General features: G+C 42.4%; 23 protein-coding genes and 1 pseudogene. 10 read left to right on the plus strand and 14 right to left on the minus strand.

Going from position 1 to position 24,107, the window contains the following annotated elements; genetic code table 11:
- Positions 1-2 precede the first annotated feature (2 nt).
- From BK582_RS20580 to BK582_RS20590, 3 genes are all read right to left on the minus strand, one after another.
- Positions 3-1,166 carry an aminotransferase A gene (locus tag BK582_RS20580; protein WP_078596828.1) on the minus strand — a complete coding sequence of 388 codons (1,164 nt, stop codon included), beginning with the start codon at positions 1,164-1,166 and terminating at the stop codon, positions 3-5.
- Between the two features lie 24 nt (positions 1,167-1,190).
- Complete coding sequence (locus BK582_RS20585) at positions 1,191-1,700, minus strand: hypothetical protein (RefSeq protein ID WP_078596829.1); 510 nt, start codon at positions 1,698-1,700, stop codon at positions 1,191-1,193.
- A gap of 64 nt (positions 1,701-1,764) precedes the next feature.
- Complete coding sequence (locus BK582_RS20590; protein WP_078596830.1) at positions 1,765-2,946, minus strand: alpha/beta hydrolase; 1,182 nt, start codon at positions 2,944-2,946, stop codon at positions 1,765-1,767.
- A 167-nt stretch (positions 2,947-3,113) separates the two neighbouring features.
- Here BK582_RS20590 and BK582_RS26585 point away from each other — a divergent pair, with 167 nt between their 5' ends.
- Entirely contained in the window at positions 3,114-3,374 is a 261-nt protein-coding gene (locus BK582_RS26585; RefSeq protein WP_134163588.1) for a hypothetical protein, read from the plus strand.
- 43 nt (positions 3,375-3,417) lie between these two features.
- On the opposite strand, the gene BK582_RS20595 is transcribed toward BK582_RS26585, so the two are convergent.
- Positions 3,418-4,572, minus strand: coding sequence for a D-alanyl-D-alanine carboxypeptidase family protein (locus BK582_RS20595; RefSeq protein ID WP_218190747.1), 1,155 nt, complete (start codon positions 4,570-4,572; stop codon positions 3,418-3,420).
- A 134-nt stretch (positions 4,573-4,706) separates the two neighbouring features.
- Here BK582_RS20595 and BK582_RS20600 point away from each other — a divergent pair, with 134 nt between their 5' ends.
- On the plus strand, positions 4,707-6,428 hold the full coding sequence (locus tag BK582_RS20600) for an ABC-ATPase domain-containing protein (RefSeq protein ID WP_236939235.1): 1,722 nt from the start codon (positions 4,707-4,709) through the stop codon (positions 6,426-6,428).
- Positions 6,429-6,557: 129 nt separating this feature from the next.
- On the opposite strand, the pseudogene msrA reads toward BK582_RS20600, so the two are convergent.
- Together msrA and BK582_RS20610 are read right to left on the minus strand one after the other, a co-directional pair.
- Positions 6,558-7,527, minus strand: a pseudogene (gene msrA / locus BK582_RS28245) (peptide-methionine (S)-S-oxide reductase MsrA).
- A 106-nt stretch (positions 7,528-7,633) separates the two neighbouring features.
- Complete coding sequence (locus tag BK582_RS20610) at positions 7,634-8,497, minus strand: fructosamine kinase family protein (RefSeq protein ID WP_078598188.1); 864 nt, start codon at positions 8,495-8,497, stop codon at positions 7,634-7,636.
- A gap of 110 nt (positions 8,498-8,607) precedes the next feature.
- On the opposite strand from BK582_RS20610, the gene BK582_RS27285 reads away from it, so the two are divergent.
- A complete protein-coding gene (locus BK582_RS27285) occupies positions 8,608-8,778 on the plus strand; it encodes a hypothetical protein (RefSeq protein WP_167553224.1) in 171 nt (56 codons plus the stop codon).
- A 77-nt stretch (positions 8,779-8,855) separates the two neighbouring features.
- On the opposite strand, the gene BK582_RS20615 is transcribed toward BK582_RS27285, so the two are convergent.
- The 3 genes from BK582_RS20615 to BK582_RS27290 form a co-directional block, all read right to left on the minus strand.
- Entirely contained in the window at positions 8,856-9,776 is a 921-nt protein-coding gene (locus BK582_RS20615; RefSeq protein ID WP_078596832.1) for a dipeptidase, read from the minus strand.
- Positions 9,777-10,308: 532 nt separating this feature from the next.
- Entirely contained in the window at positions 10,309-11,697 is a 1,389-nt protein-coding gene (gene fumC / locus BK582_RS20620) for a class II fumarate hydratase (protein ID WP_078596833.1), read from the minus strand.
- A gap of 68 nt (positions 11,698-11,765) precedes the next feature.
- Positions 11,766-11,924, minus strand: coding sequence for a hypothetical protein (locus BK582_RS27290; protein ID WP_169911174.1), 159 nt, complete (start codon positions 11,922-11,924; stop codon positions 11,766-11,768).
- A 378-nt stretch (positions 11,925-12,302) separates the two neighbouring features.
- Between BK582_RS27290 and acsA the strand changes: the two genes are divergently transcribed.
- The 4 genes from acsA to BK582_RS20640 all read left to right on the plus strand — a co-directional run bounded on the left by acsA (position 12,303) and on the right by BK582_RS20640 (position 17,688).
- Positions 12,303-14,015, plus strand: a complete 1,713-nt coding sequence (acsA, locus tag BK582_RS20625; protein ID WP_078596834.1) for an acetate--CoA ligase — start codon at positions 12,303-12,305, stop codon at positions 14,013-14,015.
- Between the two features lie 405 nt (positions 14,016-14,420).
- A complete protein-coding gene (locus BK582_RS20630; protein ID WP_078596835.1) occupies positions 14,421-15,833 on the plus strand; it encodes a sigma-54 interaction domain-containing protein in 1,413 nt (470 codons plus the stop codon).
- Positions 15,834-15,976: 143 nt separating this feature from the next.
- Positions 15,977-17,401, plus strand: coding sequence for a lysine 2,3-aminomutase (kamA, locus tag BK582_RS20635; protein ID WP_078596836.1), 1,425 nt, complete (start codon positions 15,977-15,979; stop codon positions 17,399-17,401).
- A gap of 14 nt (positions 17,402-17,415) precedes the next feature.
- Positions 17,416-17,688, plus strand: coding sequence for a YokU family protein (locus BK582_RS20640; protein WP_078596837.1), 273 nt, complete (start codon positions 17,416-17,418; stop codon positions 17,686-17,688).
- 41 nt (positions 17,689-17,729) lie between these two features.
- On the opposite strand, the gene ablB is transcribed toward BK582_RS20640, so the two are convergent.
- The 5 genes from ablB to BK582_RS20660 form a co-directional block, all read right to left on the minus strand.
- Positions 17,730-18,527 carry a putative beta-lysine N-acetyltransferase gene (gene ablB, locus BK582_RS20645; RefSeq protein ID WP_169911176.1) on the minus strand — a complete coding sequence of 266 codons (798 nt, stop codon included), beginning with the start codon at positions 18,525-18,527 and terminating at the stop codon, positions 17,730-17,732.
- Between the two features lie 121 nt (positions 18,528-18,648).
- The gene (locus BK582_RS27710) at positions 18,649-18,873 is read right to left on the minus strand and encodes a hypothetical protein (RefSeq protein ID WP_218190748.1); all 225 of its coding nucleotides are present in this window, start codon (positions 18,871-18,873) and stop codon (positions 18,649-18,651) included.
- Positions 18,874-18,947: 74 nt separating this feature from the next.
- Positions 18,948-19,607: a 3-oxoacid CoA-transferase subunit B gene (locus tag BK582_RS20650; RefSeq protein ID WP_078596839.1), complete on the minus strand. Its 660-nt coding sequence runs from the start codon at positions 19,605-19,607 to the stop codon at positions 18,948-18,950.
- Positions 19,586-20,296, minus strand: a complete 711-nt coding sequence (locus tag BK582_RS20655; RefSeq protein ID WP_078596840.1) for a CoA transferase subunit A — start codon at positions 20,294-20,296, stop codon at positions 19,586-19,588. Before BK582_RS20655 ends, BK582_RS20650 begins: the two co-directional genes overlap by 22 nt.
- Positions 20,297-20,308: 12 nt before the next feature.
- Complete coding sequence (locus BK582_RS20660) at positions 20,309-21,670, minus strand: aspartate aminotransferase family protein (protein WP_078596841.1); 1,362 nt, start codon at positions 21,668-21,670, stop codon at positions 20,309-20,311.
- Between the two features lie 200 nt (positions 21,671-21,870).
- On the opposite strand from BK582_RS20660, the gene BK582_RS20665 reads away from it, so the two are divergent.
- From BK582_RS20665 to BK582_RS20670, 3 genes are all read left to right on the plus strand, one after another.
- Positions 21,871-23,526 (plus strand): PucR family transcriptional regulator, encoded by a 1,656-nt coding sequence (locus BK582_RS20665; protein WP_078596842.1) that lies wholly within the window; start codon positions 21,871-21,873, stop codon positions 23,524-23,526.
- A gap of 133 nt (positions 23,527-23,659) precedes the next feature.
- A complete protein-coding gene (locus tag BK582_RS27295) occupies positions 23,660-23,803 on the plus strand; it encodes a hypothetical protein (protein ID WP_167553227.1) in 144 nt (47 codons plus the stop codon).
- A 121-nt stretch (positions 23,804-23,924) separates the two neighbouring features.
- Positions 23,925-24,080, plus strand: a complete 156-nt coding sequence (locus BK582_RS20670; protein WP_078596843.1) for an aspartyl-phosphate phosphatase Spo0E family protein — start codon at positions 23,925-23,927, stop codon at positions 24,078-24,080.
- Positions 24,081-24,107 lie beyond the last annotated feature (27 nt).

A 24,107-nucleotide genomic window follows, 5' to 3' on the forward strand; every position in this document is an offset into this window, starting at 1 on the left:
ACTCACCTTCTTTGTACTTTTTTCCAGAACTGTTCAAGCCTGTTAAGTGCCTCTTCAAGTTCCTCCATGCGGTAGGCATAAGACAATCTGATATAGCCTTCACCATAGGAAGAAAAAGCATTTCCCGGCACAACAGCAAGTTTTTCTTCCTCAAGGAGCCTCACAGCAAATTCAAACGAACTAAGCCCTGATTCACTTACCGACGGGAAAACGTAAAAAGCTCCTGAAGGTTCATTCACTTTCATCCCCATATCTTTCAGCCTGCTGATGACAAAGTCTCTTCTCTTCCTGTATTCCTGTTTCATATACAACGGATCTTCCGCGCCATTTTTTAGGGCTTCCAGTGCGGCACGCTGAGACACAGAAGAGGCACAAGTAATATTATACTGGTGCACTTTTAACATATGTTTCACGATATAAGCAGGGGCAAGGGCGAACCCAATCCTCCATCCTGTCATAGAATGCGATTTAGAAACCCCATTAATAACGATAGTCTTTTCTTTCATATGGGGAAAAGAAGCGATAGAAATATGCTCCTGCCCATAATTCAGTTCAGAATAAATTTCATCGGAAATAACGAACAGCTCTTTTCCTGCTAAAAAGGATGCCAGCTTTTCAGCCTGGCTGTACGTAAGGACCGCGCCTGTAGGGTTTGAAGGGTAGGGAAGTATGACCGCTTTCGTTTTTGCAGTCAGATTAGCTTCTATTTGTTCGCTTGTTATTACAAAGTCAGATTCTGTCGTATCTACAAATACCGGGGTTCCTCCACATAATGAAACAATCGGAGCATAAGCAGGATAAACAGGTGCAGGAATAATTACTTCGGATCCTTCTTCTAAGATTGTCCGCATCGCAATATCGATTGCCTGAGAAGCCCCTGCAGTAGTAATAATTTCACTATTCCAGTCATAAGAGAGGTTGTATTTTGATTCCATAAAATGTGCAGCTGCTTTAAGAAGCTCCTCCTCACCGGCATTTTTTGTATAGCCGGTTCTGTTTTCATCAATAGCCAGTTTTGCGGCCTCTTTGATGTGGTGAGGAGTATGGAAGTCAGGCTGCCCCAAGGTGAGCTGTACTGCGTCAGGCACCTTGGCGACCCTGTTAAAAAACTGCCTTATACCGGATATTTCTATATTTCTTACTTTAGAATTGATTAAGTGTTCCATTGTATACCTGCCTTTTTGGTCTGTTTACAAAAACCAGTCTATGCTTAATATCATAATTATAAAATAAATCATATAAAGAATTATTGCACTTATTGCAACTAAAAACAAAAGTTTTGTGCCTGAGTATTCCACCTTAAACAATCTGCGTACATAACCGCTGGAAAAGAGGCTGATCATAGCCAGGAACAGGACAAGAAGTATAATATCTGCTATGAAGAGGTTCAGCTGCAGTGTTTCTGCTATAGTTCCTGCCATTATATTTAAAACAACCACTGCAAGAGCGATAGCATTAGCAAGAAACAGTTTACTGTGAAGAATAATTGTTAACCACCAGCTCCAGGTTTTCTTCATCAGCAGACCAACAGAAGATATAATCAGAAGCAGATAGACACTATCTGATATAAGATCAAGAAGTATCCTCTCCGTAAATCCCCACTGTATACCGATATAAGCATAATATATAAAATAAACGGCTACTAATAAAATCTGAAGTATTGCAATGATTTTTACAAATAAAGGTGTTTTTTCATCCATTAGATTCTCTCCTTCAGCCGCTGTTTTCAGACAGACAAAAAGCGGGAAGGCCCGCTTTTGTCTTTTACTGATTAATAAAATTAGCTCCTGTTCTTCCAAGAAGGTATGCAGCTATCGCAAAAGCTTCCGTCTGGTCCCTGACCCTGTCGAAGCCCTGAGGCGGCTGTCTTACCTGCAGCTGATACGGGTCTGTTACCTGCAGTGTATCATCATGAGCGTGGCGAAGGAAGCTGGCTGCTTCCTGGAGACCATACTGGCCGCTCTGCATCACTTCATAGAAGGAAACAAATCCATGCATTACTCCTCTGTATCTGGTGGCTCTCACCGGTACTCCTGATTGAGCCAGCCTCTCAGCATAAGCTTCCCCTTCGTCTCTTAACGGATCGAATTCCGCGGTTATCACCAGCGCAGGAGGAAGGCCGCTCAAATCTTCAGCCTGCAGAGGGGAAGTATACGGACTTCCCCACATCGTCTCATCCGGGGTGTATAAGTCTCTTGCCCGGTACATCACTGATCTGGATAACAAATAATATCCGCTGTCGTATATATCCCGGGACTCCAGAGGAACGTCCTGAAATGTTGTTAACGGGTAAAGGAGAACCTGGGAAGTAATATCAGGACCGTTCCTGTCTCTCGCCATGAGTGTCATTACCGTTGCCAGGTTTCCACCTGCGCTGTCTCCAGCTACACTTAACCTGTCAGCATCCCCATTAAAGGTTTCTGAGTTTTCAACGGCCCAGTTAATCGCAGCATAACTGTCTTCCACGGCAGCCGGAAAAACATGTTCCGGTGCCACTCTGTATCCAACTGCAACAACTACACTTTGCGTTCTGGCAGCTAATGAACGTACAATATTGTCATGAGAATCTATATCACCAAAGCCTTGCATGAAAGCTCCACCATGGTAATACATTACGATTGGAAAAGGTCCCTCTCCCTGAGGCCTGTACACTCTTACAGGAATCTGGACATCATCCTGAACAGGAATATACAGGTCTTCCCTGAGGAGGGGATTTCCTCCTCCGCCGCTCCCTCCTGAAACAATTTGCGGGACTCGGATATTTATATCTAAATTAACGAGGTTATTATTAATAGCATGAAGCACGACTGCAGTTTTTGCAGGCAGCCTTCCTTCATCAGTTGTCTGCCATAAATATACTGAAATGGCAATCAGGACAAATAAGGAAGCGGTCAGCAATGAGCCGAGAAGAAATATATTTTTTAGCAGACGGCTGGCCCATTTCATACTACGTTCCCCCTCCCCGGTTGATGTTTAATATAGTATATTATTAAACTGCCTTTTAAGTGATTTTACCATCTCCGCTAAGTAAATAAAACGGAAGGAAGACAATTATTTTCCTTACATAATGAATTTCATATATAGACATTGAAAAAACTAACATTACTTTTCGATTGCAGCGTAAGACGGCGACTGTCTCTTCCTCTGCTCCTGCAGTTACTCGTCGCAAAAAGAGTTTTGCCAGCTCAGCTCCGCAAGAATATCCGTCGATACAAATCGATGCATTTGCGGTGAAGAAGATGCTCGTTCCGACGGGAGAAGCGCGGGCTGAAAATCCATTTTTGGCGGCGGTCAGCCGGCAAAAATTAGTTGAAGCCGTGCCCGCAGAACGCGTCCGTCTGAAGCGCAAATCGAACAACAAAATAACATTATAAGATAAGGTTCCTATTAATGAGGAAGATCTGGAATTAACTTCACTTATGGCTGTGTAATCCCGTTTGTGAGGATCAGTGGAAACCCAGTAATAATAAATAAGTCCAGGAGTCTCTTCAACCGGGAGTCGTCCTCATTTTCGATTTCTGTATAAGGCCCGTCAATACTGAACCAGGGAAGTTCCACCATTTTTCTTTCCTCAAGCTCTACTTTCATAATTTCCCGATCATCCTCTCCGTAAACGAAGACAATTCCCTGATCAGAAGAAATATTCCAGCTTACCTCTTCCCCTTTCCTCACGGTAACGGGGATTGGTTCCGGAAAAAGATAATCCCGCAAGTATGGTTCATTTTCAAAGCTAATGTACCTCGTTTCATAACCGCTTAATGCATACTCGGCAGCCGCAAGTGCATCAAGACGGGCATGCTCCTTAGAAGGAGCCTTCAGAGTGACGATGATAATTTCCGTCCCGTCTCTTTCAACTGCTGTGGATAAAGTATATCCAGACATAGTAACAAACCCGTTCTTAATGCCGATTACTTCTTCTTCAGATCGGAGCAGAGGGTGGTGATTGTAAAGACGGGTCTCCCACCCTTCTCCTGTCCAGTCAGTATATTCTGTAGCAACAAGCTCCCGAAAAGCCTCGTTTTTCATCGCGTACGCACTTATTTTCGCCATATCAGCTGCTGTAGTAATATGCTCTTCTTCAAAAAGACCATGAGGATTCGAGAATGATGAACGGGTAGTGCCTGCTTTCGTTTCTGTAAAACGGTTCATTCTATCAGCAAATGCTTCGACAGAACCGTCTATATGCTCAGCGATAGCGATTGCCGCATCATTACCTGAAGAAATCATAAGACCTTGTAAGAGCTGGCCAAGTGCCATTTCTTCCCCTTCCAGCAAATACACTCTCGTGCCTTCTGCATGCACTGCCTTACTGCTGACTGTAACCATTTCATCAGGATCATTTGTTTCAATAGCTATAATTGCTGTGATTATCTTCGTGATACTCGCAGGGTACATCTGTTTTTCGCCGTTTTTTTGAAAAAGAATCTGGCCCGTGTTACTATCAATTATTACTACGGACTCACTGAAAAAATCAGGAACCGTTATTCTTTTTGAAGCCGCAGCTCCCGCCGGCTGAATAAGAACAAAAAGGGAAACAAACAAGATTATCATTATTTTTATAAAAGAATGCATCAATCTCATATTTTTCATTCCTTTTTAATAGGAGGTACTTTAGTCCTAACTATAAGGCGCTTTACTGTAAAAAACAATATATTTTTTAAAATATTTTGATAACATTTTTTTCTAACAGTTCAGGTTGAATTTAAATGGAACACTCTATCCTTAACAGAAGAGGTGAAATTGAAATGAATAAACTGGCAGATCAGCTTATGAAACTCGATGGGAAAGGATACAAGGCTCTAAAATCAGTAACAGGTACTTACACAGGAGCTTTTTACAAGTTACATATTGATTATGTACAAGGAGATCCATTTGCAAGCCCCTCAAGAATAAGAGTATATGTGCCGTTTTCTGAAACAGATTTTAAAAAGAATGATTTTGACAGGAAACACAGGAAAACAGCTTTTGAACATTTTTTCGCAAAAGTAACAAGCTGTAATATTCGCTCCCTTCCCAACCCAGTTAAAGGTACGGGTAAAAGCGGCGTTGTATTTATAGATACTCCCGGGCAGCAGATGCTGGACAGAACGGCGGTAAGAATATCTGAAATGGGTATTGAATTCCGCCTCTCAATTGGACTCCCAGCCCGGGGCAGAACAATCCTGGGAAAACAGGCGGCTAACCTTTTAAAACAATTTATCCCTTCAGTCATTGAAAAAACAATCAGAAACTATGACCGGAAAAAGCTCCGCCGAATTATTAGTTTATCTGATGAACAAAATGATATCCGCAAGTACATAAAAGAAAACCAGCTTATTTGTTTTGTTGGCAATGAGGCTGTACTTCCAAGGATAAGTGGCGTGAGTGATAAACCTATGCAGGAAAAGACAGTGATATCGTTCCGAACTCCGGCAGAATACGCCGTTACTATTCCTCTGTCTACAGGAAGAGAAATAGCCGGAATGGGAGTGCCTGAAGGGATTACTGTCATAACAGGCGGTGGATATCACGGTAAAAGCACACTTCTTCAGGCAATTGAAAAAGGAGTTTATAATCATGAACCAGAAGATGGCAGAGAATATGTGATTACCGATGATACTGCCATGAAAATCAGAGCAGAAGACGGACGGTCCATACAAAATGTAAATATATCGCCGTTCATAAACCAGCTTCCGTTTAATAAAGATACTGTTAAATTTTCCAGCCCTGACGCAAGCGGAAGCACCTCACAGGCAGCAAATATTATCGAAGCCATGGAAATGAGATCGGGCGTCCTCCTTATTGACGAGGATACAAGCGCTACTAATTTTATGATCAGGGATGCACGAATGCAGAAACTTATAAAAAAAGAGAAGGAGCCAATTACCCCATTCATCGACCGTGTAAGGCAGTTATATACGGAAAAAGGTGTATCTACCATTCTCGTAATAGGAGGATCTGGTGATTATTTTGATGCTGCTGACCATGTCATTGCTATGGATGAATATCTCCCATACGACCGGACGGAGGAAGCGAAGGAAATTGCCGGGCAATTAAAAAGCGGACGGGTAACAGAATCAAAAGATGCTATTGGCAGCCTGATGTTAAGGCCTGCAGCACGGCGTAAAATCGCTGCTTCTCTGGACAGAAAAGGAAAAGTTGACAGCAAAGGGCTTCACACCATTCTGATTGGAAAAAACAAGCTTTCACTGAACGCTGTTGAGCAGCTGACAGATGAAAGCCAGACGAGAGCGATCGCCTTGATGATTAAAAAGATAATAACAGAAAGCGGACCTGAGGAAATGATTCGGTCCATCGATCAACTGTACAGGGAAATCGAGGAAAAGGGGCTGGAGGCTGTTTCGCCATTTAAAGGCCAGCATCCTGGAGATTTAGCCTTACCGAGAAAAAATGAGGTTGCCGCGGCGTTTAACAGAATCAGGGTTTAATTATGGTGTGAGGGAGTGCGTCTCTTACGGTACCCCGATGGTCAGACTGACATCACTCAGTGACTGCAAGACCCTCCTGAATCAAAAAAGTGCCGCAGTTTATAATGCTGCGGCACTTTCATTTAAATGCTATTCTCCAAAAATCGCTTTATACTCGCCGTAGCCTTCTTCATCAAGTTTATCTTTCGGGATGAACCTGATTGAGGCCGAATTAATACAATACCTCAGTCCTGTCGGTTCCGGACCATCATTAAAAACGTGCCCTAAATGGGAATCCCCTTCCCTGCTCCTTACTTCAGTCCGTACCATAAAATGGGTAAAATCGTCTTTTTCCACAATGTTTTCTTCCTCTAAAGGCTTGAAAAAGCTTGGCCATCCGCATGTTGAATGAAATTTCTCACGAGAGCTGAACAATGGCTCCCCTGAAACAACATCCACATAAAGACCTTCTTCAAAAAAGTCCCAGTATTCATTATTAAACGGCTGCTCTGTAGCATCATTTTGTGTAACTTCAAACTGGATAGGAGTCAGTTTCTTCTTTAGTTCTTCTTTATTTTTAGCCATTTACATCACTCCAATTTTTATTAATAAAGTCTTCTCTGCCGCTCCCCTTACGATATGCTTTGTAATGGAGAGGATTTTTACGGTAGTAATCCTGATGGTACTGCTCAGCAGGATAAAAAACAGACGCTTCACGTATTTCTGTTACAATCGGTTTGCTGAAGCGGCCGCTCTCTTCAAGAGCCTTTTTTGATGCTTCGGCTTTTTCTTTCTGTTCCTGATTATGGCAGAAAATCGCGGTTTGATAAGATTCTCCACGATCGTGGAACTGTCCGCCTGGATCTGTAGGATCAATCTGTGCCCAGAACAGCTCCAGAAGCCTGTCATAAGAAAATATTTCCGGGTTGAATGTTATTTGTACTGCCTCAAGATGCCCTGTTGTATTGGAACAAACTTCTTCATACGTTGGATTTTCTGTATGTCCTCCTGTATAACCGGAAATAACCTGATGGATTCCCGGCTGTTCATCAAAGGGGGATACCATGCACCAGAAGCATCCACCTGCAAATGTAGCTTTCTGTAATGAATCGCCTGCCATAGAAAAACCTCCTTCACTTTTGTTTCCAGATATTTTAACAGATATATAATTATTTTTCTTACGAGGCGACTTATATTCATAAGTAATTAAATCAGGTACAGTCTTATCAGACAGTATACTTCTGAATCACTTTGTCAACATGCCATCCGTACATCTCACCAAAACTATTCAGATGAACGAGCAGATAAAACAGCTGATACAACTCTTTCCTGTTATCATACTCCTGATCCAATGGTTTGCAGCCGGAATATGCTTCATAAAACTCCGCTGAAAACCCTCCAAACAATTCTGTAAACGCTATTTCCATCTCATTGTGGCCGTAAAATACAGAAGGGTCGATAAATACAGGTTCCCCATTAAAGCGCGACATCCAGTTACCTGACCAGAGATCCCCATGAAGAAGTGCAGGCACAGGCTGTGCAGGTATCCATTTTTCAAGATTGGCTGCAATATATTCTGCCCCGGTTCTTCGTTTCCCCAGGAGAAGGTCCTTGGCGGCTGCCTGTTCCAGCTGTGGAATAAGACGTTTCTCCCTGTAGTAATCAACCCAGTTTTCCCACCAGCCATTTTCCTGTTTCATTTCCCCTATGTATGTGTCTGACCGGTAACCGAAACGTTCAGCAGTAACTCCGTGCAGGCGAGCAACAGCTTCTCCAAGCAATGACTGTAGATTGTTTTCCGGTCTCTCCTCAATCCATTCAAGAATAAGCCCATTATATCCCATACCTTCATATAACCCGTACACTTCCGGAACGTATACTCCTCCTTTTGTTTGCAGCTCCAGGAGGCCGTCTTTTTCACTTTGAAAAAATTCCGCCGATACATTTCTGTTAAGTTTAAGAAAATAAGGCTTTTTCTCTGTTTCAGCATAGAAAGCTTCGTTGATGTCTCCTCCAGACAACTTTTTTATATTTAATATCCGTTCCTTATCTCCCATGGCTTTAATTGCTTTTCTTATGACGTTTTCCATAATATCACCCCTGAAATTATCATAAAAAGGAAGAATACCCAAAGAAATTTTGCAGCATGTACCTCCTGGTTTTATAATGGTATTAATCCCTTAAAAAGGAGGCTGCTATATTGCCAGAAAATAAAAGATGCCCTGAATGCGGCGGATTGTTAGTAGAAGATGCATGGGAAACTGTAAAAACAAATGACGATGGGTCCTATACAATTGATGCATTTCTAGCTTATAAGTGTATACAGCGATGCGGGTATTATATACCTATAGACAGGAAGGACCAGCCATAATCATTCTGGCCGGTCCTGTTTTCTTTTGACTTCATAAACACAGCTTTCAAAAGTGCCAGCTGGGCAGATGATTTTCCCTAAGGCAGTCTCTTCAATATATTTTCGTATGCGAATCCTCTTACAGTTTCTTCACTGTATCTTTTTAATAGTTCATTAATCAGATTCTGGTACTGCCCGGCATTTTCCAAATTATCCACATACTCGGTAATACCATCGAAGTCAGAACCGAAGGCAAGATGCTCCCGCCCCCCCAGCTCACAAAAATGTTCTATATGCCGGATCAAATCATTAAAATCCGCCTTATCTCCTCCTGTAATAAACGGCGGAGTGAAAACAAGGCCGATAAATCCCCCTTTACTGAACAGAGCCTGCGCCTGTTCGTCTGTTAAGTTACGGGGATGCTCGCAAATAGCCATTGAGTTGGAGTGGGAAGCTATTGGATATGCGGCTGTTTCCATCACATCCCAGAAGCCTCCCTGTGATAAATGGGAAACATCGGTCCAGACTCCGTATTTATTGTTTAGCTTTACTACTTCAAATCCCAGCTGAGTGAGGCCTCCACCCCTTGGCTCACCTGCCCCGTCAGCACACAGATTAGCATTATTCCATGTGAGCCCGAGAGATTTTACCCCAAGCTGGTAGAGCGTTCGAAGTTTCATCAGGTCGTTTCCGAATGCATCAGCGCCTTCAAGAGAAAGTACCGCGCCAATTTCTCCGTCCTTGAGCTGGCGGATATCGCTCCAGTTATGTATTTTCTTAACATTATCATGTTTTCCTACGACTTCCTGATGAAATAGATCAATTTGCTCAAGAGCATACTGGAATTTCATGTCGCTGGGCAGTTCCGGCTCAATAAAAACAGCAAAGAGCTGTAAATTAACTTTGCCTTTTAACAGCCTTTTATAGCTTGCATCCAGGTCTGGATGATCGGTAAAAGACCGGCCTCTGTCTTCCCAGAGCCTTAATAATACGTCGCAATGAAGATCGAATATTTTCATGATTTTCCTCCGTGCTCTATAGTTTTCTACAACAATAGCATACTCCGAACCATTAATAAACTTGTTTAATTTTTGCCTTGGAGGCAAATTTATAATTCCAGATTTTCATTTTAAATACGAAGGTTATCTGAAAATATTACTTTTCCGAATGTTCGTCTTTTTTTATACAAAGCCAACTATAAAGTGAACTTTCAATCAGTGGGGGTTTTGTTCCTCCCCCACTGATTGTTAGTTGAACCAATCGGGATGTTAGCGTCCGTTATCTCCCACCTAAACGTCACCGGTTAAATTCATGTTTTGAGGTGGGAGTTTTACGGACGCTTTCATCGGGATAAAATTGATTCCCTTTAATTAACAATATAAAGAAAACTCGCCGATTGGCGAGCCTTAAGGCGAAGACAGAGGCGTAGTTGCACTTATACTTTAGCCCTGAAAATTTTCTCTGCGCCGAATCAACTTCCCTGCTAAAATTTTATACTTTCTTAAAGTGTAAGAAAAACCCCCTTATGCTAAGCAAAGGGGGCAGTAAAAGTTATTCTGACGGGCTGACCATCTTTTCAGGGTTTACATACTCGTCAAACTCTTCTTCTGACAGGTACCCGAGTGACAGCGCCGCCTCTTTTAGTGTGGAATCATCATTAAATGCTTTTTTAGCTATTTCCGCTGCTTTTTCATAACCAATATGCGGATTTAATGCCGTTACGAGCATTAAGGAATTTCTTACATGCTCTCCGATAACTTCTTCATTTGCTTCCACTCCAACCATGCACTTTTCATTGAAGGAGTCCATTCCATCACTTAACAGCCTTACTGACTGAAGGAAGTTGTATATAATTACCGGCTTAAAGACATTAAGTTCAAAGTTCCCCTGGCTTGCAGCAAAGCCGATTGTCGCATCATTCCCGAAAATCTGGGAAGCCACCATTGTAAGAGCTTCACTTTGAGTCGGGTTAACTTTACCAGGCATAATCGAACTTCCAGGCTCATTCGCGGGAATCGTAATTTCTCCAATACCTGAGCGTGGGCCGCTGGCAAGCCATCTCACATCGTTGGCAACTTTCATCAAGTCTGCCGCAAGAGCTTTTAAAGCTCCGTGAGCGTAAGTGATTTCATCATGGCTTGTTAAAGCATGGAATTTGTTGGAGGAAGAAGTGAATTTCCTGCCAGTGATTCTGCTGATCTCTTCAGCTGTATAATCCCCGAAGTCTCGGTGTGCGTTGATTCCTGTACCAACTGCTGTCCCGCCAATCGCCAGAGATCTTAAATGTTCTGCTGATTCTTTAACCATTTCTTCGCTTTTTTCCAGCATATACTCCCAGCCGCTGAATTCCTGGCCAAGGGTAAGAGGTGTAGCATCCTGAAGATGAGTACGTCCGATTTTTATTATTCCTTCAAACTCCTGTTTTTTACTGCTGATTGTTTCCTTCAGCCGCTGAAGAGACGGGAGAAGTCTTTCTTCAAGACTTGATAAAGCAGCTATGTGCATAGCTGTTGGAAAAGTATCATTGGAGCTTTGGGACCGGTTCACATCATCGTTAGGATGTATTCTCGTTTCCTTTCCCTGCTCCCGGAATTTCTCATTCGCACGGAATGCCACCACTTCATTCATATTCATATTTGACTGGGTTCCGCTCCCGGTCTGCCACACTACTAATGGAAAATGCTCGAAATTTCCTTCTTCACGAATTTCACGGCAGACTTCTCCGATCATTTCCGCTTTTTCTTCCTCCAGTTTACCAAGACGTTTATTAGCTGCTGCTGCAGCTTCTTTCAGAATACTGAAAGCTTCCACGACTTCCCGGGGCATTTTTTCCGTGCCTATTTTAAAGTTTTCAAGGCTTCGCTGTGTCTGCGCCCCCCACCATTTATCCGCCGGGACATTAATTTCACCGAGTGTATCTTTTTCTTTTCTCGTTTCCATCAAAACAGCCTCCTTTAATATGTAATCCAGTTCATATATTTACCCTGCCGCTCTCCACAGTTAAACAACTACAGGGAAAACGAAGCGGCAGTTTCCACCATTGACCGTACAAAATAAATGACTAATAGTACAAGGCCGGCAAAAGCTGCCAGTTTAATAACTGTCCACAAAAACCTAATGAGCAGTATGCCTATTAAAATAACCGCCGCCCATGCAAGCAGTTCCATGTTGAGTTTCCCCCTTAATGACATCATTAACAAAATAATTGTGCGGGTTCCTCTTCCTTTACCATACAATTAACAGCAAATAAAAATCAAAAATTCTGCTTTCTTTATGTTCTGAATGAAAGCTCGGGATCAGCATAATAAGAAACCGAGGGGATTTAGTTTCGTTGAGTGATTACGTTTCGTTCATTGAACCACCAGTTTCGTTGATTGAACATTCGATTTCGTTCATTGAATTTCCATTAGTTGATTGAACCATCACGAATCGCGTTAACTGGACCATAAATTAAAACATATTAGTTTATTTAAATTGAACTTTCTGAATTTTGTGTTTATGATAAAATTAGATTTGTAGTTTTGAATATTTTTGGAGGTGTTTATATGCAAGCATTGAAGCCAAAAGAAGGACATTACAACTTGCAAAACTACGAAAAAACACGGAATAATTTTCACTGGGACCAGGTAAAAGAAAAATTTACCTGGTCACGGACAGGTAAAGTAAACATGGCTTATGAAGCCATTGACCGGCATGCAGACGAAGGGAATGGAAACAAAACAGCACTTTTGTATTCTGATCAGGCAAGAGAGGAAACTTATACATTTTCTCAATTAAAGGAACTGACAAATCAGGCTGCCCATATGTACAGGAGGCTGGGTGTCAATAAGGGAGACAGAGTTTTCATCTTCATGCCCCGCACCCCTGAACTTTATACCTCCCTGCTTGGCGCTATAAAAGCTGGCGCAGTAGTTGGCCCCCTTTTCGAAGCGTTCATGAAGGAAGCTGTAAGAAGCCGGCTGGAAGACAGCGGAGCGAAAGTACTGGTGACCACCCCTGATCTCCTTTCAAGAGTTCCCTATAAGGAACTTCCGGACCTGGAAACCATCATTATTGCAGGAGGTGCAGCTCCCCAGGAAAAAGGGTTCGTTTCTTTAAATGAGGAAATGCAGGCATCTCCAGCAGATGATACAGCTATCGAATGGCTTGACCTGGAAGATGGGATGATTCTTCACTACACGTCAGGTTCAACAGGCAAACCAAAAGGCGTTTATCATGTACACAATGCTATGATTCAGCAGTACCAGTCCGCCAAATGGGTTATGGACTTACAGGAGGACGATGTTTACTGGTGTACCGCTGATCCAGGCTGGGTAACCGGTACTTCATACGGCATTTTCGGACCCTGGTTGAACGGTGTGACGAATGTAGTCAGAGGGGGGCGTTTCTCTCCTGACGACTGGTACAGCACGCTTGAAAAATACAAAGTTACCGTATGGTACAGTGCTCCTACTGCTTTTCGCATGCTTATGTCAGCAGGTGCTGATAAAGTTGAAAACTATAACCTGTCCTCGCTGAGGCACATACTCAGTGTCGGCGAACCGCTGAATCCGGAAGTTGTAAGATGGGGCTACGACACTTTCAAACTAAGAATTCATGATACGTGGTGGATGACTGAAACTGGAGCATTACTCATTTGTAACTACTTATCGGAGCCAATAAAGCCAGGATCAATGGGGAAACCTCTGCCTGGTATTGAAGCAGCGATTATAGATGATAAGGGAAATGAACTCCCTCCTTTCCAGATGGGCAATCTTGCTATTAAAGCCGGCTGGCCGTCCATGATGAGAAAAGTGTGGAACAACCAGCCGAAATATGACGAGTATTTTTCCATCCCTGGCTGGTATGTTTCAGGAGATACAGCATATAGAGACAAAGAAGGGTATTTCTGGTTCCAGGGACGAAATGATGATGTAATAAACACATCCGGCGAAAGGGTCGGCCCATTTGAAATCGAAAGCAAGCTTGTTGAACACCCGGCAGTTGCAGAAGCAGGAGTAATCGGAAAACCAGATGAAGTCAGGGGCGAGATTATCAAGGCGTTTATTTCTTTAAGGGAAGGTTACGAATATAGTGAGGAATTAAAAGAGGAGATACAAAAGTTTATTAAGACAGAACTTTCCGCTCATGCAGTACCGAAAGAAATTGAGTATAAAGAGAAATTGCCTAAAACAAGAAGCGGGAAGATCATGCGCCGTGTCCTGAAAGCGTGGGAACTGGGACAGCCTGCCGGCGATTTATCCACTATGGAAGACTGACAATAACTACACAATAGAGGGTGTCCTGAAAGCTCGCTTTTGGCGGCCCCTCTTTCTTTTAACCTTAAAGTAATTTTAAATAGTGCTGTCGAACCGTTCCAGAATACCAAATTCCATAAGGAGCGCTGTTTCCCCGCCTGCCACCCTTCCCTATAATCGGTCTGATGACTCCATGGTATTACATCACATACATTCTGAAGAGATTCTAAAGAGAATTTTTAAGCTGCGGCACTGATTTCCCAAGTAATCCAGATATGAAGACCGAATATCGCCTGAAATTCAGCCTATCTGTAATTATTCCCCTAAAACAGGCATTGCCTCTTCTCTATTAAAATTATATGATAAGATTGAATATGCTGAAAATTCGGCACTAAGATGGATTTCCGGCATTAACCAGGAGGGTGTATGTTTGCATCAGATAAAGATACTACAGAAATGTTAAAAGCAATTTTGGAAAGTATTGACGAAGGAATCCACGTAGTGGATAAGAACGGAATTACCATTTATTATAATGAAACCGCCGCAGGGCATGATGGACTGTCTAGCAGAGAAGTGATCGGAAAACCTTTACTGGAGGTTTTTCCTTCCCTTTCCCACCAGACATCCACCTTACTTCAGGTAATCAAATCAGGGCTTCCGATTTATAACCAGCCCCAGTCATACAGGAATATCAAGGGCGAGCTTATAGATACAATTAATACAACCATTCCCGTCATGGCAGATAATAATATAGCAGGTGCAGTAGAGATTGCTAAAGATTATTCGAGAATTAAAAAACTGTCTAACATGCTTATTGAAGTACAGACAGAAAATGACCGCAGGAAAGTAAAGGCCGAAAATGTAAGCGATAACCAGGCTTTATACCGTTTTACGGATATTCTCACAAGGAATGCTTCGATGACGGAGGTACTTCGGAAAGCTGAAAAAATAGCGAGAACATCCTCCCCTGTATTTGTCTACGGTGAAACAGGTACAGGAAAAGAACTTCTCGTGCAAAGTATTCATCACAGCTCTCCAAGAAGCAACGGGCCGTTTATATCCCAAAACTGTGCTGCTATCCCCCCTTCTCTGCTGGAAAGCACATTATTTGGTACTGTAAAAGGGAGTTTTACAGGTTCAGAAGATAAGGAGGGTCTGTTTGAACTGGCCCATACAGGAACATTGTTTTTAGATGAGATTCATACCCTTTCTTATGAACTGCAGGCTAAACTGCTCCGGGTGCTGGAAGACGGCGTCATAAGAAGAGTTGGCTCTAATAAAAGCATTAAAACAAATGTCAGGGTGCTTGCTGCGACAAATGAGCCTCCTGAAAAACTGCTGGAGAAAAAAGTGCTGCGAAAAGATCTCTTCTACCGCTTAAAAGTCGCCTCTCTTTCGCTGCCTCCGCTAAAAGAAAGAATGGATGACCTGGATGTTCTTGTACCGGCTTTTATCAGGTTTTACAATGCTCAATTCAGTAAATGTATAGAAGATGTTAACGAACCGGCCATGAGAGCGATGAAATCATACAGCTGGCCAGGCAATGTCAGAGAGCTGAAGCACTGTGTAGAATCAGCCATGAACCTTGTTGAGGGAAAGACCATCAGGCTTGAAGATCTCCCTGCAGAGCTGCTGAAAAACCAAAGCAACAGCACTCAACAGATAAATTTCTTTGAGACTGAAGGCTCTGGATTAAAGGAAACCCTTGAAATATTAGAAAAAAAACTGATAACAGAGAAACTGAACAACGTGAACGGCAACGTTAAGAAAGCTGCAAAACTATTAAAAATTCCCAGGCAGACACTGCAATATAAAATAGCAAAATATAATATAGAGTAAAAGTGCTGATTTTTCGGCACTTTCTTTATTATTAACGTCTTCCATTTTTTATAAAACCCTCATGTATCAGCATTTCTCCTCTTTGGCATAAAACTTGCATTACTAAGTATGCGAGAAACCGTAAAACGAGGAGGAAATTAGAAATGAAGATGGATTTGTACAAACCTGAACGCCACTGGAAGGAGATAGAATTGTGGGAGGATGTTACGGAGGAGCAATGGAACGACTGGATGTGGCAGCTTACTAATACGATCAGGACACTGGACGACCTGAAAAAAGTAATTAATTTAACCCCTGAAGAGGAAGAAGGAGTACGGATTTCCACAAAAACCATTCCTTTAAATATTACACCATACTATGCATCCCTGATGAATCCTGACGACCCGCGCTGTCCGGTCAGAATGCAGTCTGTCCCTATATCACAGGAGATACAGAAAACAAAGTATGACCTTGAGGACCCTTTGTTTGAAGATGAAGATTCTCCAGTGCCAGGCTTAACTCACCGTTATCCGGACCGAGTCTTATTCCTGGTAACAAATCAATGTTCCATGTACTGCCGTTACTGTACGAGACGCCGTTTTTCAGGGCAGATCGGCATGGGTGTTCCGAAAAAACAACTGGACGGAGCAATTCAGTATATTGCCAGCAATCCTGAAATCAGGGACGTACTCATCTCTGGCGGTGATGGACTGTTAATAAATGACCAGATTCTTGAATATGTACTGAAAAACCTTCGGGAAATAGACCATGTGGAGATCATCCGGATTGGCACGAGAGCCCCTGTCGTGTTCCCACAGCGTATTACAGAAAACCTCTGCAATATATTGAAAAAGTATCACCCGATCTGGCTGAATACACACTTTAACACTTCCATTGAAATAACCGAAGAGTCAAAAAAAGCGTGTGAGATGCTCGCTAATGCAGGAGTTCCGCTTGGAAACCAGGCTGTTATACTCGCCGGTATAAATGATAGTGTTGAAATTATGAAAAAATTAATGCATGACCTCGTAAAAATCCGGGTCCGGCCTTATTATATTTATCAGTGCGATTTATCTGAAGGAATCGGCCATTTCCGGGCTCCTGTATCGAAAGGGCTGGAGATCATTGAAGGATTAAGAGGACACACTTCTGGCTACGCCGTGCCCGCTTTCGTAGTCGATGCACCAGGTGGCGGCGGAAAAATTACACTTCAGCCAAATTACCTGATCTCCCAGAGCCCGGATAAAGTTGTTCTCCGGAACTTTGAAGGAGTGATTACTTCTTATCCGGAACCTCAGAACTACGTACCGGGAAGAGCAAATGATTATTTTTATTCTTACTATGAAAAGAAAGAACAAAAACGTGTTGGTGTATCTGCCCTGATGAATGATGAGAAATTCAACCTGGTTCCGGAAGGTTTGAACCGCCTTGACAGACGAAAACAGTATGAAGCAAGCGAAAACCATCAGACGCTTAAGCAGCTGCGGGAAAAACGGGATCAAATGAAAGAAAGAAAATGGAAAAAGGAACAGGAAAGGCTTAAAGAAAAGAATACGACAGAAACACCGGAAACGCCGGAACAGGTATAGGACGGAGGATGATTATGGTTTGTAAATGGTGCGAGTCGGAAGAAGCGATTGTTTCGCCCGAATCCGCTTACTGGGAGCTTCCTGACGGGACACGGGCAGTTGAGATTAAAAAGGTGCCTTCAGTTAAATGCCCGTCATGCAGCATGATATATGTAGAAGAAGATCTAATCGGAGAGATTGAGGAGCAGATGATGCTGATCAATACGAGAAATCTTCCTAAAGAATTTACTTTTGAAGATTTGATGGAACAGCCAAGGTTGCTGAAGAAAAATTATTTTAATCTGTGACAAAAAAAGGGCTGACTTTTTCATAAGTCGGCCCTTTTTCTTTATCCAAGTTTTTTTGTCCACATATTCATGTCCTCGTAGCCAGTAGAGATAATACAGTTGTTCGTGAGCGTCCCCTGATAATGGTAACCTAGTCTTTTCACAGTCATGTTCATCCCAAAAGATTTAGCTCTTGTGATAGAATATACGTGTTTTATCCCCTGCCTCATAAGCTCTTTTTCAAGCTCAAGGATTATACCGTGCAGTATCTGCTTGCCTCGGTACTCCGGAAGAACCGCACAGTCAGTTATTTCCGCACTCCCGTACTCGGAGTCCATAGCGGACGCTGCACCGATAATTTTCCCGCTCTCGTCTCTTGCTGCAAAAAAAGTGTATTCCGTTTCCATGGCAGCTTTTAAGTAGTCCGGATCAAATACATTTGTGGGATATACAGGAAATACTATTTTAAAAAGTTCAGCCAGTTCCGGCAGATCGGCTTCTGTTACCTTTTCAACTGTAAACTCCGGTTTAAAACCTGTAAGGTCCTTTGTATCCTCCCCTGCAGCTTTCAGCACTTGTTCATTTTCTTCTGCTTGCTTCGAGACAGCTCTGCTATTATTGAAATACCTCGTCATTACTACCGCGTCATTTCCCTGAAAGAAACCAGCCATTTCCGCTTCTGTCGTGAAATCCATATTTGTCAGCTTCTCTTCGTACAGGGATGAGGTGTAAATAATCAGCTTGCCAGGTTCTTCAGGAAAAAACTTATTCGTAATGATAGCTGCTTCTGCTTCATTAATAGCTGGAAAATAAGCAACGATCCGGTCATTTGGCCGGTCAAACTCCCACTTGTTTTTCATAATTCTGTACACCCTTCCTGCGGCCATAAATAAACCACTTTCTTTTCTGAATAATTCTATATGAGTATCAATATTTCTTAGAATTATCTTTATTACTTTAGATAAGGTGTGTTGATGAGCTCTACACAAACTCGCTTTCCTCGGGCAACGCCTCAGCCCCCTCGGATACCCCTCCCTGCGGGGTCTTCGGCCGTTGCTTTTCCCGACCGGAAAGAGCATCGCTCCTCCGCAAATGCTTCGATTTGTCTCGACGGATATTCTGCGGAGCTAATCTGGAAGAGGAAGAGACAGTCTCCTTTGCTCCGATCTCATCAACATCTCTATTATAAATGAATTTTATAGTCATTCTGAGCTAATGACACACTTATTTAATTTCTATTATACATGTACAGCTCGTCTATTTGGGTCTTTAGACTCCATTCATGATATAGTGCTGACCTTTTCAGGCATTAAAAACTCCGCTCCTGTTTTGTTCTTCACTTCCTCTGCAGTAAAAGGCTCAAATACTTCCCTGAGAATGAGACCTTTCTCTTCTATGGTAAACACCGCCATTTCGGTTATTATCATATTTACGCATTTTTCAGAAGTGAGAGGGAGGCTGCACTGTTTGACTATTTTCGGATTACCGTATTTATCCGTATGATTCATCAGAATAATAACCTTTTTTGCTTTTTGTGCCAGCTCAATCGCCCCGCCCATTCCAGGGACCCGTTTTCCCGGAACAATCCAGTTGGCCAGATCTCCTTTTTCACTCACTTCCAGGGCGCCAAGTATCGTTATATCAAGAAGTCCTTTACGGATAAGCGCGAACGCTGTTGCACTGTCAAAATAGGAAGCTCCCTTCACCACTGTGATTGGAAAGCCCCCTGCATTACAAAGATGAGGATTTTCTTCTCCTTCTGCAGGGCTCGGCCCTGTGCCGAGGACTCCGTTCTCTGCGTGGAACATCACAGAACTGTCCTCTACAAAATCAGCAACTAATGTAGGTATACCGATTCCTAAATTAACGATCATGCCCGGCTCAATTTCTTTGGCAGCTCTTCTTGCAATTGCATTTCTTATTTCTTTTCCCATGCCCATGTCCAATTCACTCCTTCACTCTGGACGATATAGTCTACAAATGCTCCCGGGGTAACAATCTCTTCCGGATCAAGTTCCCCAGCCTCCACAATTTCCTCCGCCTCTGCGATCGTTATATCTCCAGCCATTGCCACAAGTGGATTGGTGTTTCTCGCACTGGTATCATAAACGAGGTTTCCAAGCGTATCAGCTTTTTTAGCAAATACGAGTGAAACTTCTGCAGTCAGTGCCGGTTCCACCAAATATTCTTTTCCATCTATTTCAATCTTTTTCTTTCCTGCTTCTATAATCGGATTCTCTGCTCCAATATCGGTAAGTATACCGCCAAGCCCTGCTCCCCCCGCCCGAATGCGTTCTGCCAGCGTACCTTGCGGAGAGAAAATAACCTCCAGTTCTCCGTCAGTCATTTGTTTACCTGCATTAGGGTTGGAACCAATATGGCTTGCGATCAATTTTTTGATACGTTTTGCTGTTACGAGCTGGCCGACGCCAATATGAGGAAAACCAGCATCATTACAAATGAGTGTAAGCTCCCCCACTCCACTTTCCATCATTTCCCTGATTAATGAAGGCGGATTACCTACTCCGCCAAAACCGCCAATCATCACGGTCATCTCATTATTAATAAATTCAGCGGCCCTCACTGCTTCAATCACCTTGTTCTTTTTCTCTGCATTCACTTTGTTCATTATTTTTCCCTCCTAACCTGCTGAATGAAAAAAACCCTTTACTTGAAGTTCCTCCTGCAAATCTTTGATAACGCTTTCAAAGATAGTGATTATCTTATCGATTTCTTCATTTTTTACTATAAGCGGCGGAGCAAGAATTACTGCGTCCCCATTCATTTCCGGCCCACCGGCTGATGCCGGGTAAACGAGCAGGCCCTTATCTCGACAGGCTGAAGTCACTGCTTTTGTAACATTTATTTCCTTCGAAAAAGGAAGTTTATTAAATATATTTGAAACGAATTCCACACCAGTTAACAAACCTTTTCCTCTTACATGGCCAATGACAGGATACTTTTGCCTTAGCTCCTGCAGTTTTTCAAGCAGATAAACACCTTTCACCTCTGCTTCTTTTATTAAATTATTTTTTTCAATATATTCAAGAACCGCCAGCCCGACAGCTGCGGACTGAGGATTTGCACTGTAAGTGTGTCCACTCATAATAAGTTTTGACCCGTTGAAGATCGGTTCCATAACTCTGTCACTTATAATTGTTGCCGCAAGAGGAGTATAACCGGCACTCATGCCTTTGCCGGCAGCGATAATGTCAGGCACCACATTCCAGTGATCTATGGCGAATTTTGCACCGCAGCGGCCGATCCCGGTCATTACCTCATCCGCTATAAATAGTATACTGTGATGGTCGCAAATTTCCCGAATTTCTTCATAATATCCTTTCGGGGGTACGATAGCAGCTCCCGAAGCCCCAATCACAGGCTCTGCAATGAATGCAGCTATATTTTCTGATCCAGTCCTTCTTATTGCTGTATCAAGGTCTTTGGCGCACATTAGCTGGCATTCAGGATAAGTGGTGTTGAAGGGGCAGCGGAAGCAATATGGCGGTTCCACACCAGGAAACTCTTCCAGAAGAGGCTCGAATCTTGCTCTTCTCTCCACATGCCCTGACATTGACAGAGAACCAAGGGTAATCCCATGATAGCTCATCCATCTGGACAAAATTTTAGTTTTTCTTGGTTTCCCTTTTTCCTGCCAGTATTGAAGAGCAACTTTTAAGGCAGTTTCTGTTGCTTCTGAACCACTGTTTACAAAAAAGGACCAGTTCAGGTCGCCTGGTGCCCATTCCTTCAGCTTTTCAGCAAGTTTTTCAGCAGGCTCGCTCGTAAATTGGGAGCGGTACACAAAAGAAACTTTTTCAGCCTGTTCTCTCATCACTGCTGCTATTTCAGGCACACCATGTCCTATGCTCGATGTTACTGCTCCTGATGAACCATCTATATATTCTTTTCCGGCAGAATCATACAGGTAAATTCCCTTCCCATACTCTGCCTGGGGATATTCCTCATTTAGAGCAGGCTTTATCAAGAAGCTGTCCTTCATTTTTAATCCCTCCTGTCTGGAAGTAAAATATTGCTGTCTTAACATTAAGAAAGTAAACTAAAATGAGATTATATATCCTTTCCTATATCGTATTCAAAATCGACCTTACAAACTATTCTCTCTTCTAAAGGAATTTTACGCAGAATTTTTATACATCTTGTATAATTTCTTATTAAAATCTTGTATAGAGGTGTCCAAATATGCTGACTATCTACGAAGCAATGAACCTTCCTGCGTTAAAGGGGACAAAATTGATCGCTGGAAAAAAAGGAAGGGATAATCCGATTAACTGGGTAACAACCATTGAGATTATTGAAGATATTTCACGTTTTAACGAAGGGGAATTTATCGTCACTACTGGCTACGGACTCATTGATAATCCAGTGTATATTGACAGATTAACCGAGCTTATTAAGTCAGGCAGGCTGTCTGGACTCGCTTTTCATACAGGATTTTATCTCCAATCGATTCCCGAGGCTCTGACAGATGCAGCTGATGAACATCATCTTCCTTTAATAGAAATTCCTAAGTCCATCAATTTTTCTACAATTACTAAAACTATTGTCGAAGAAATTGGCAACGAACAAATGCGTCTGCTTCAGGATTCCCTTAAAATACATAAAGAAATGACTAAGCTGGCATTGAACAATAAAGGTCTGGATGAAGTGCTTAAAAGAATAAGCAATCTTACACATTCTACATTTCTCGTATTTAATGATATTGGAGAGCTTCAGGCTGTGGAAAATATACATCAGGACTTTGTTTCAGTAACCGAAGAATACGTTACAGTTTCAGAAGAAAAGCATTCTGCCGCTTCACTCTTTGAAATGATTAATAACCACACGCCGGGAGAACCAATTAAGATCGCAAACTTTTATTGTTTCAGCACCCCCGTATCTGCCGAGTCCTTTACTTATGGATACCTTGTTGCTCTGCAGCATAAACCCTTCTGGTCTGAGATGGACAGTATTATTATGGATCACGTATCCACACTGGTGGGAATCGAATTAGTAAAACAATATGCTGTGGAAGAAACGAGGGTGCGGCTCAAAGGGGAACTGGCGGAAGAAATTCTGCTTAAAGATAAATTTAATAAGGAGGCAGCGCTCAAACGGGGGACAAAATTAGGCTACGACCTTTCAAAACCCCACGCTGTTTTATATTTAAGAATTCATGTTAAAGAAGATGAGCGGTATAGCATTAATGAAGATTTAAGCAGCCATCTTCATTATGTAGCTGCCCAGACTCTCCAGCATTCAGGAAGGCAATATATTATATTGCCGAAAGCGGAAGAACTGTATGCCCTGGTCCAGGTCGATTTTTATGACAAAATCAATGAAAAAGATGGATTGAAAAACATATCTGCAAAAATACAGGACAGATGGACAGTTAATTTCAAACAGCAGTTAACAATTGGTATTGGAAACGGCTATCGCCAGCTGAACGAAGTATCCCAAAGTGCAAAAGAGGCTGAATATGCAGTCCGGTACGCCCCATTGTTCTTAAACGGACCTTCCGTTGTCCATTTTGATGAGCTTGGATTTTATCAGATGCTTATCAGGATGCAGGAAGCGGGTATTTCACTTAAAGTGTTTTACGAAACTCATTTAGGGAACCTGCTCGTAAATAAACAGCACAGAACGGATTTAATACTTACGCTGGAAGTTTATCTTGCCCATAACTGCAATATTCAGCAAGCTGCTTCCAGCCTTTTTATACACAGACATACGTTAAAGTACCGGCTGTCTCAAATTGAGAAGTATACAGGGCTCAGTCTGCAGTCACCTGATGACCGATTTAATCTTCATCTCGCGATACTTGCTTATAAATTCGCCGGGATGCAGTCTTCAGACTAAAGGCAGTGTGAACACATGAAATCTCTGTACCTGCTAACAATAAAAGTATCACAGCATTCAGCCAGGAACTTCAGCTCAATAGCTGGCTGATATGAACTACCGTTTAAAACAATCAGAAAGGGGGCATTACTAAATGAAAAATAACAGCGAAAAGGCTAAAGATACAAGCACCCGGCGATCAGAAAAAAATAAACAGGACAGGAAGCTGCATTACCAGGTTTATTTGGATGAGAACCGCCCGCTCCAGCCGAAAGAAGTGGACGAAATCGAATATTGAGAAACTTCATGTAAATACATGTCAGATTATTACTTTTTTTCGGGAAGCTATTTAAATTTCATACTGCTTGTACGATAATATAACAGAAGAATCTGAAGATTTACTATATGGAGAGTGCCTTATGAGTATAAAAACTGAAATAGAGCAGAAACGTAAGGAATTGCTTAATATTGCTAAAACCAGCGGGTTATCATCAGAAGCAACCCTTCTTTGTTCCGAAGAACTGGATCAGCTGATTACAGCATACCAGCTGGAGAAAGCAAAAAATAATGGCTGAGCATTATACGATAAAAACAAGGTGCAC

It is taken from the genome of Evansella clarkii (assembly GCF_002019695.1).
Classification (GTDB): Bacteria; Bacillota; Bacilli; order Bacillales; family Salisediminibacteriaceae; genus Evansella; species Evansella clarkii.

Coding starts and splice junctions, on each gene's coding strand:
- BK582_RS27290 (WP_169911174.1), bottom strand. CDS start 11,924: ATGGAACTGCTTGCATGGGCGGCGGTTATTTTAATAGGCATACTGCTC.
- BK582_RS20595 (WP_218190747.1), bottom strand. CDS start 4,572: ATGCATTCTTTTATAAAAATAATGATAATCTTGTTTGTTTCCCTTTTT.
- fumC (WP_078596833.1), bottom strand. CDS start 11,697: ATGGAAACGAGAAAAGAAAAAGATACACTCGGTGAAATTAATGTCCCG.
- kamA (WP_078596836.1), top strand. CDS start 15,977: ATGAAGATGGATTTGTACAAACCTGAACGCCACTGGAAGGAGATAGAA.
- BK582_RS20665 (WP_078596842.1), top strand. CDS start 21,871: ATGCTGACTATCTACGAAGCAATGAACCTTCCTGCGTTAAAGGGGACA.
- BK582_RS20590 (WP_078596830.1), bottom strand. CDS start 2,946: ATGAAATGGGCCAGCCGTCTGCTAAAAAATATATTTCTTCTCGGCTCA.
- BK582_RS27710 (WP_218190748.1), bottom strand. CDS start 18,873: ATGACTATAAAATTCATTTATAATAGAGATGTTGATGAGATCGGAGCA.
- BK582_RS20660 (WP_078596841.1), bottom strand. CDS start 21,670: ATGAAGGACAGCTTCTTGATAAAGCCTGCTCTAAATGAGGAATATCCC.
- ablB (WP_169911176.1), bottom strand. CDS start 18,527: ATGAAAAACAAGTGGGAGTTTGACCGGCCAAATGACCGGATCGTTGCT.
- BK582_RS20610 (WP_078598188.1), bottom strand. CDS start 8,497: ATGGAAAACGTCATAAGAAAAGCAATTAAAGCCATGGGAGATAAGGAA.
- BK582_RS20615 (WP_078596832.1), bottom strand. CDS start 9,776: ATGAAAATATTCGATCTTCATTGCGACGTATTATTAAGGCTCTGGGAA.
- BK582_RS20630 (WP_078596835.1), top strand. CDS start 14,421: ATGTTTGCATCAGATAAAGATACTACAGAAATGTTAAAAGCAATTTTG.
- acsA (WP_078596834.1), top strand. CDS start 12,303: ATGCAAGCATTGAAGCCAAAAGAAGGACATTACAACTTGCAAAACTAC.
- BK582_RS20650 (WP_078596839.1), bottom strand. CDS start 19,607: ATGGGCATGGGAAAAGAAATAAGAAATGCAATTGCAAGAAGAGCTGCC.
- BK582_RS20580 (WP_078596828.1), bottom strand. CDS start 1,166: ATGGAACACTTAATCAATTCTAAAGTAAGAAATATAGAAATATCCGGT.
- BK582_RS20585 (WP_078596829.1), bottom strand. CDS start 1,700: ATGGATGAAAAAACACCTTTATTTGTAAAAATCATTGCAATACTTCAG.
- BK582_RS20655 (WP_078596840.1), bottom strand. CDS start 20,296: ATGAACAAAGTGAATGCAGAGAAAAAGAACAAGGTGATTGAAGCAGTG.
- BK582_RS20670 (WP_078596843.1), top strand. CDS start 23,925: ATGAGTATAAAAACTGAAATAGAGCAGAAACGTAAGGAATTGCTTAAT.
- BK582_RS20600 (WP_236939235.1), top strand. CDS start 4,707: ATGGAACACTCTATCCTTAACAGAAGAGGTGAAATTGAAATGAATAAA.
- BK582_RS27295 (WP_167553227.1), top strand. CDS start 23,660: ATGAAAAATAACAGCGAAAAGGCTAAAGATACAAGCACCCGGCGATCA.
- BK582_RS20640 (WP_078596837.1), top strand. CDS start 17,416: ATGGTTTGTAAATGGTGCGAGTCGGAAGAAGCGATTGTTTCGCCCGAA.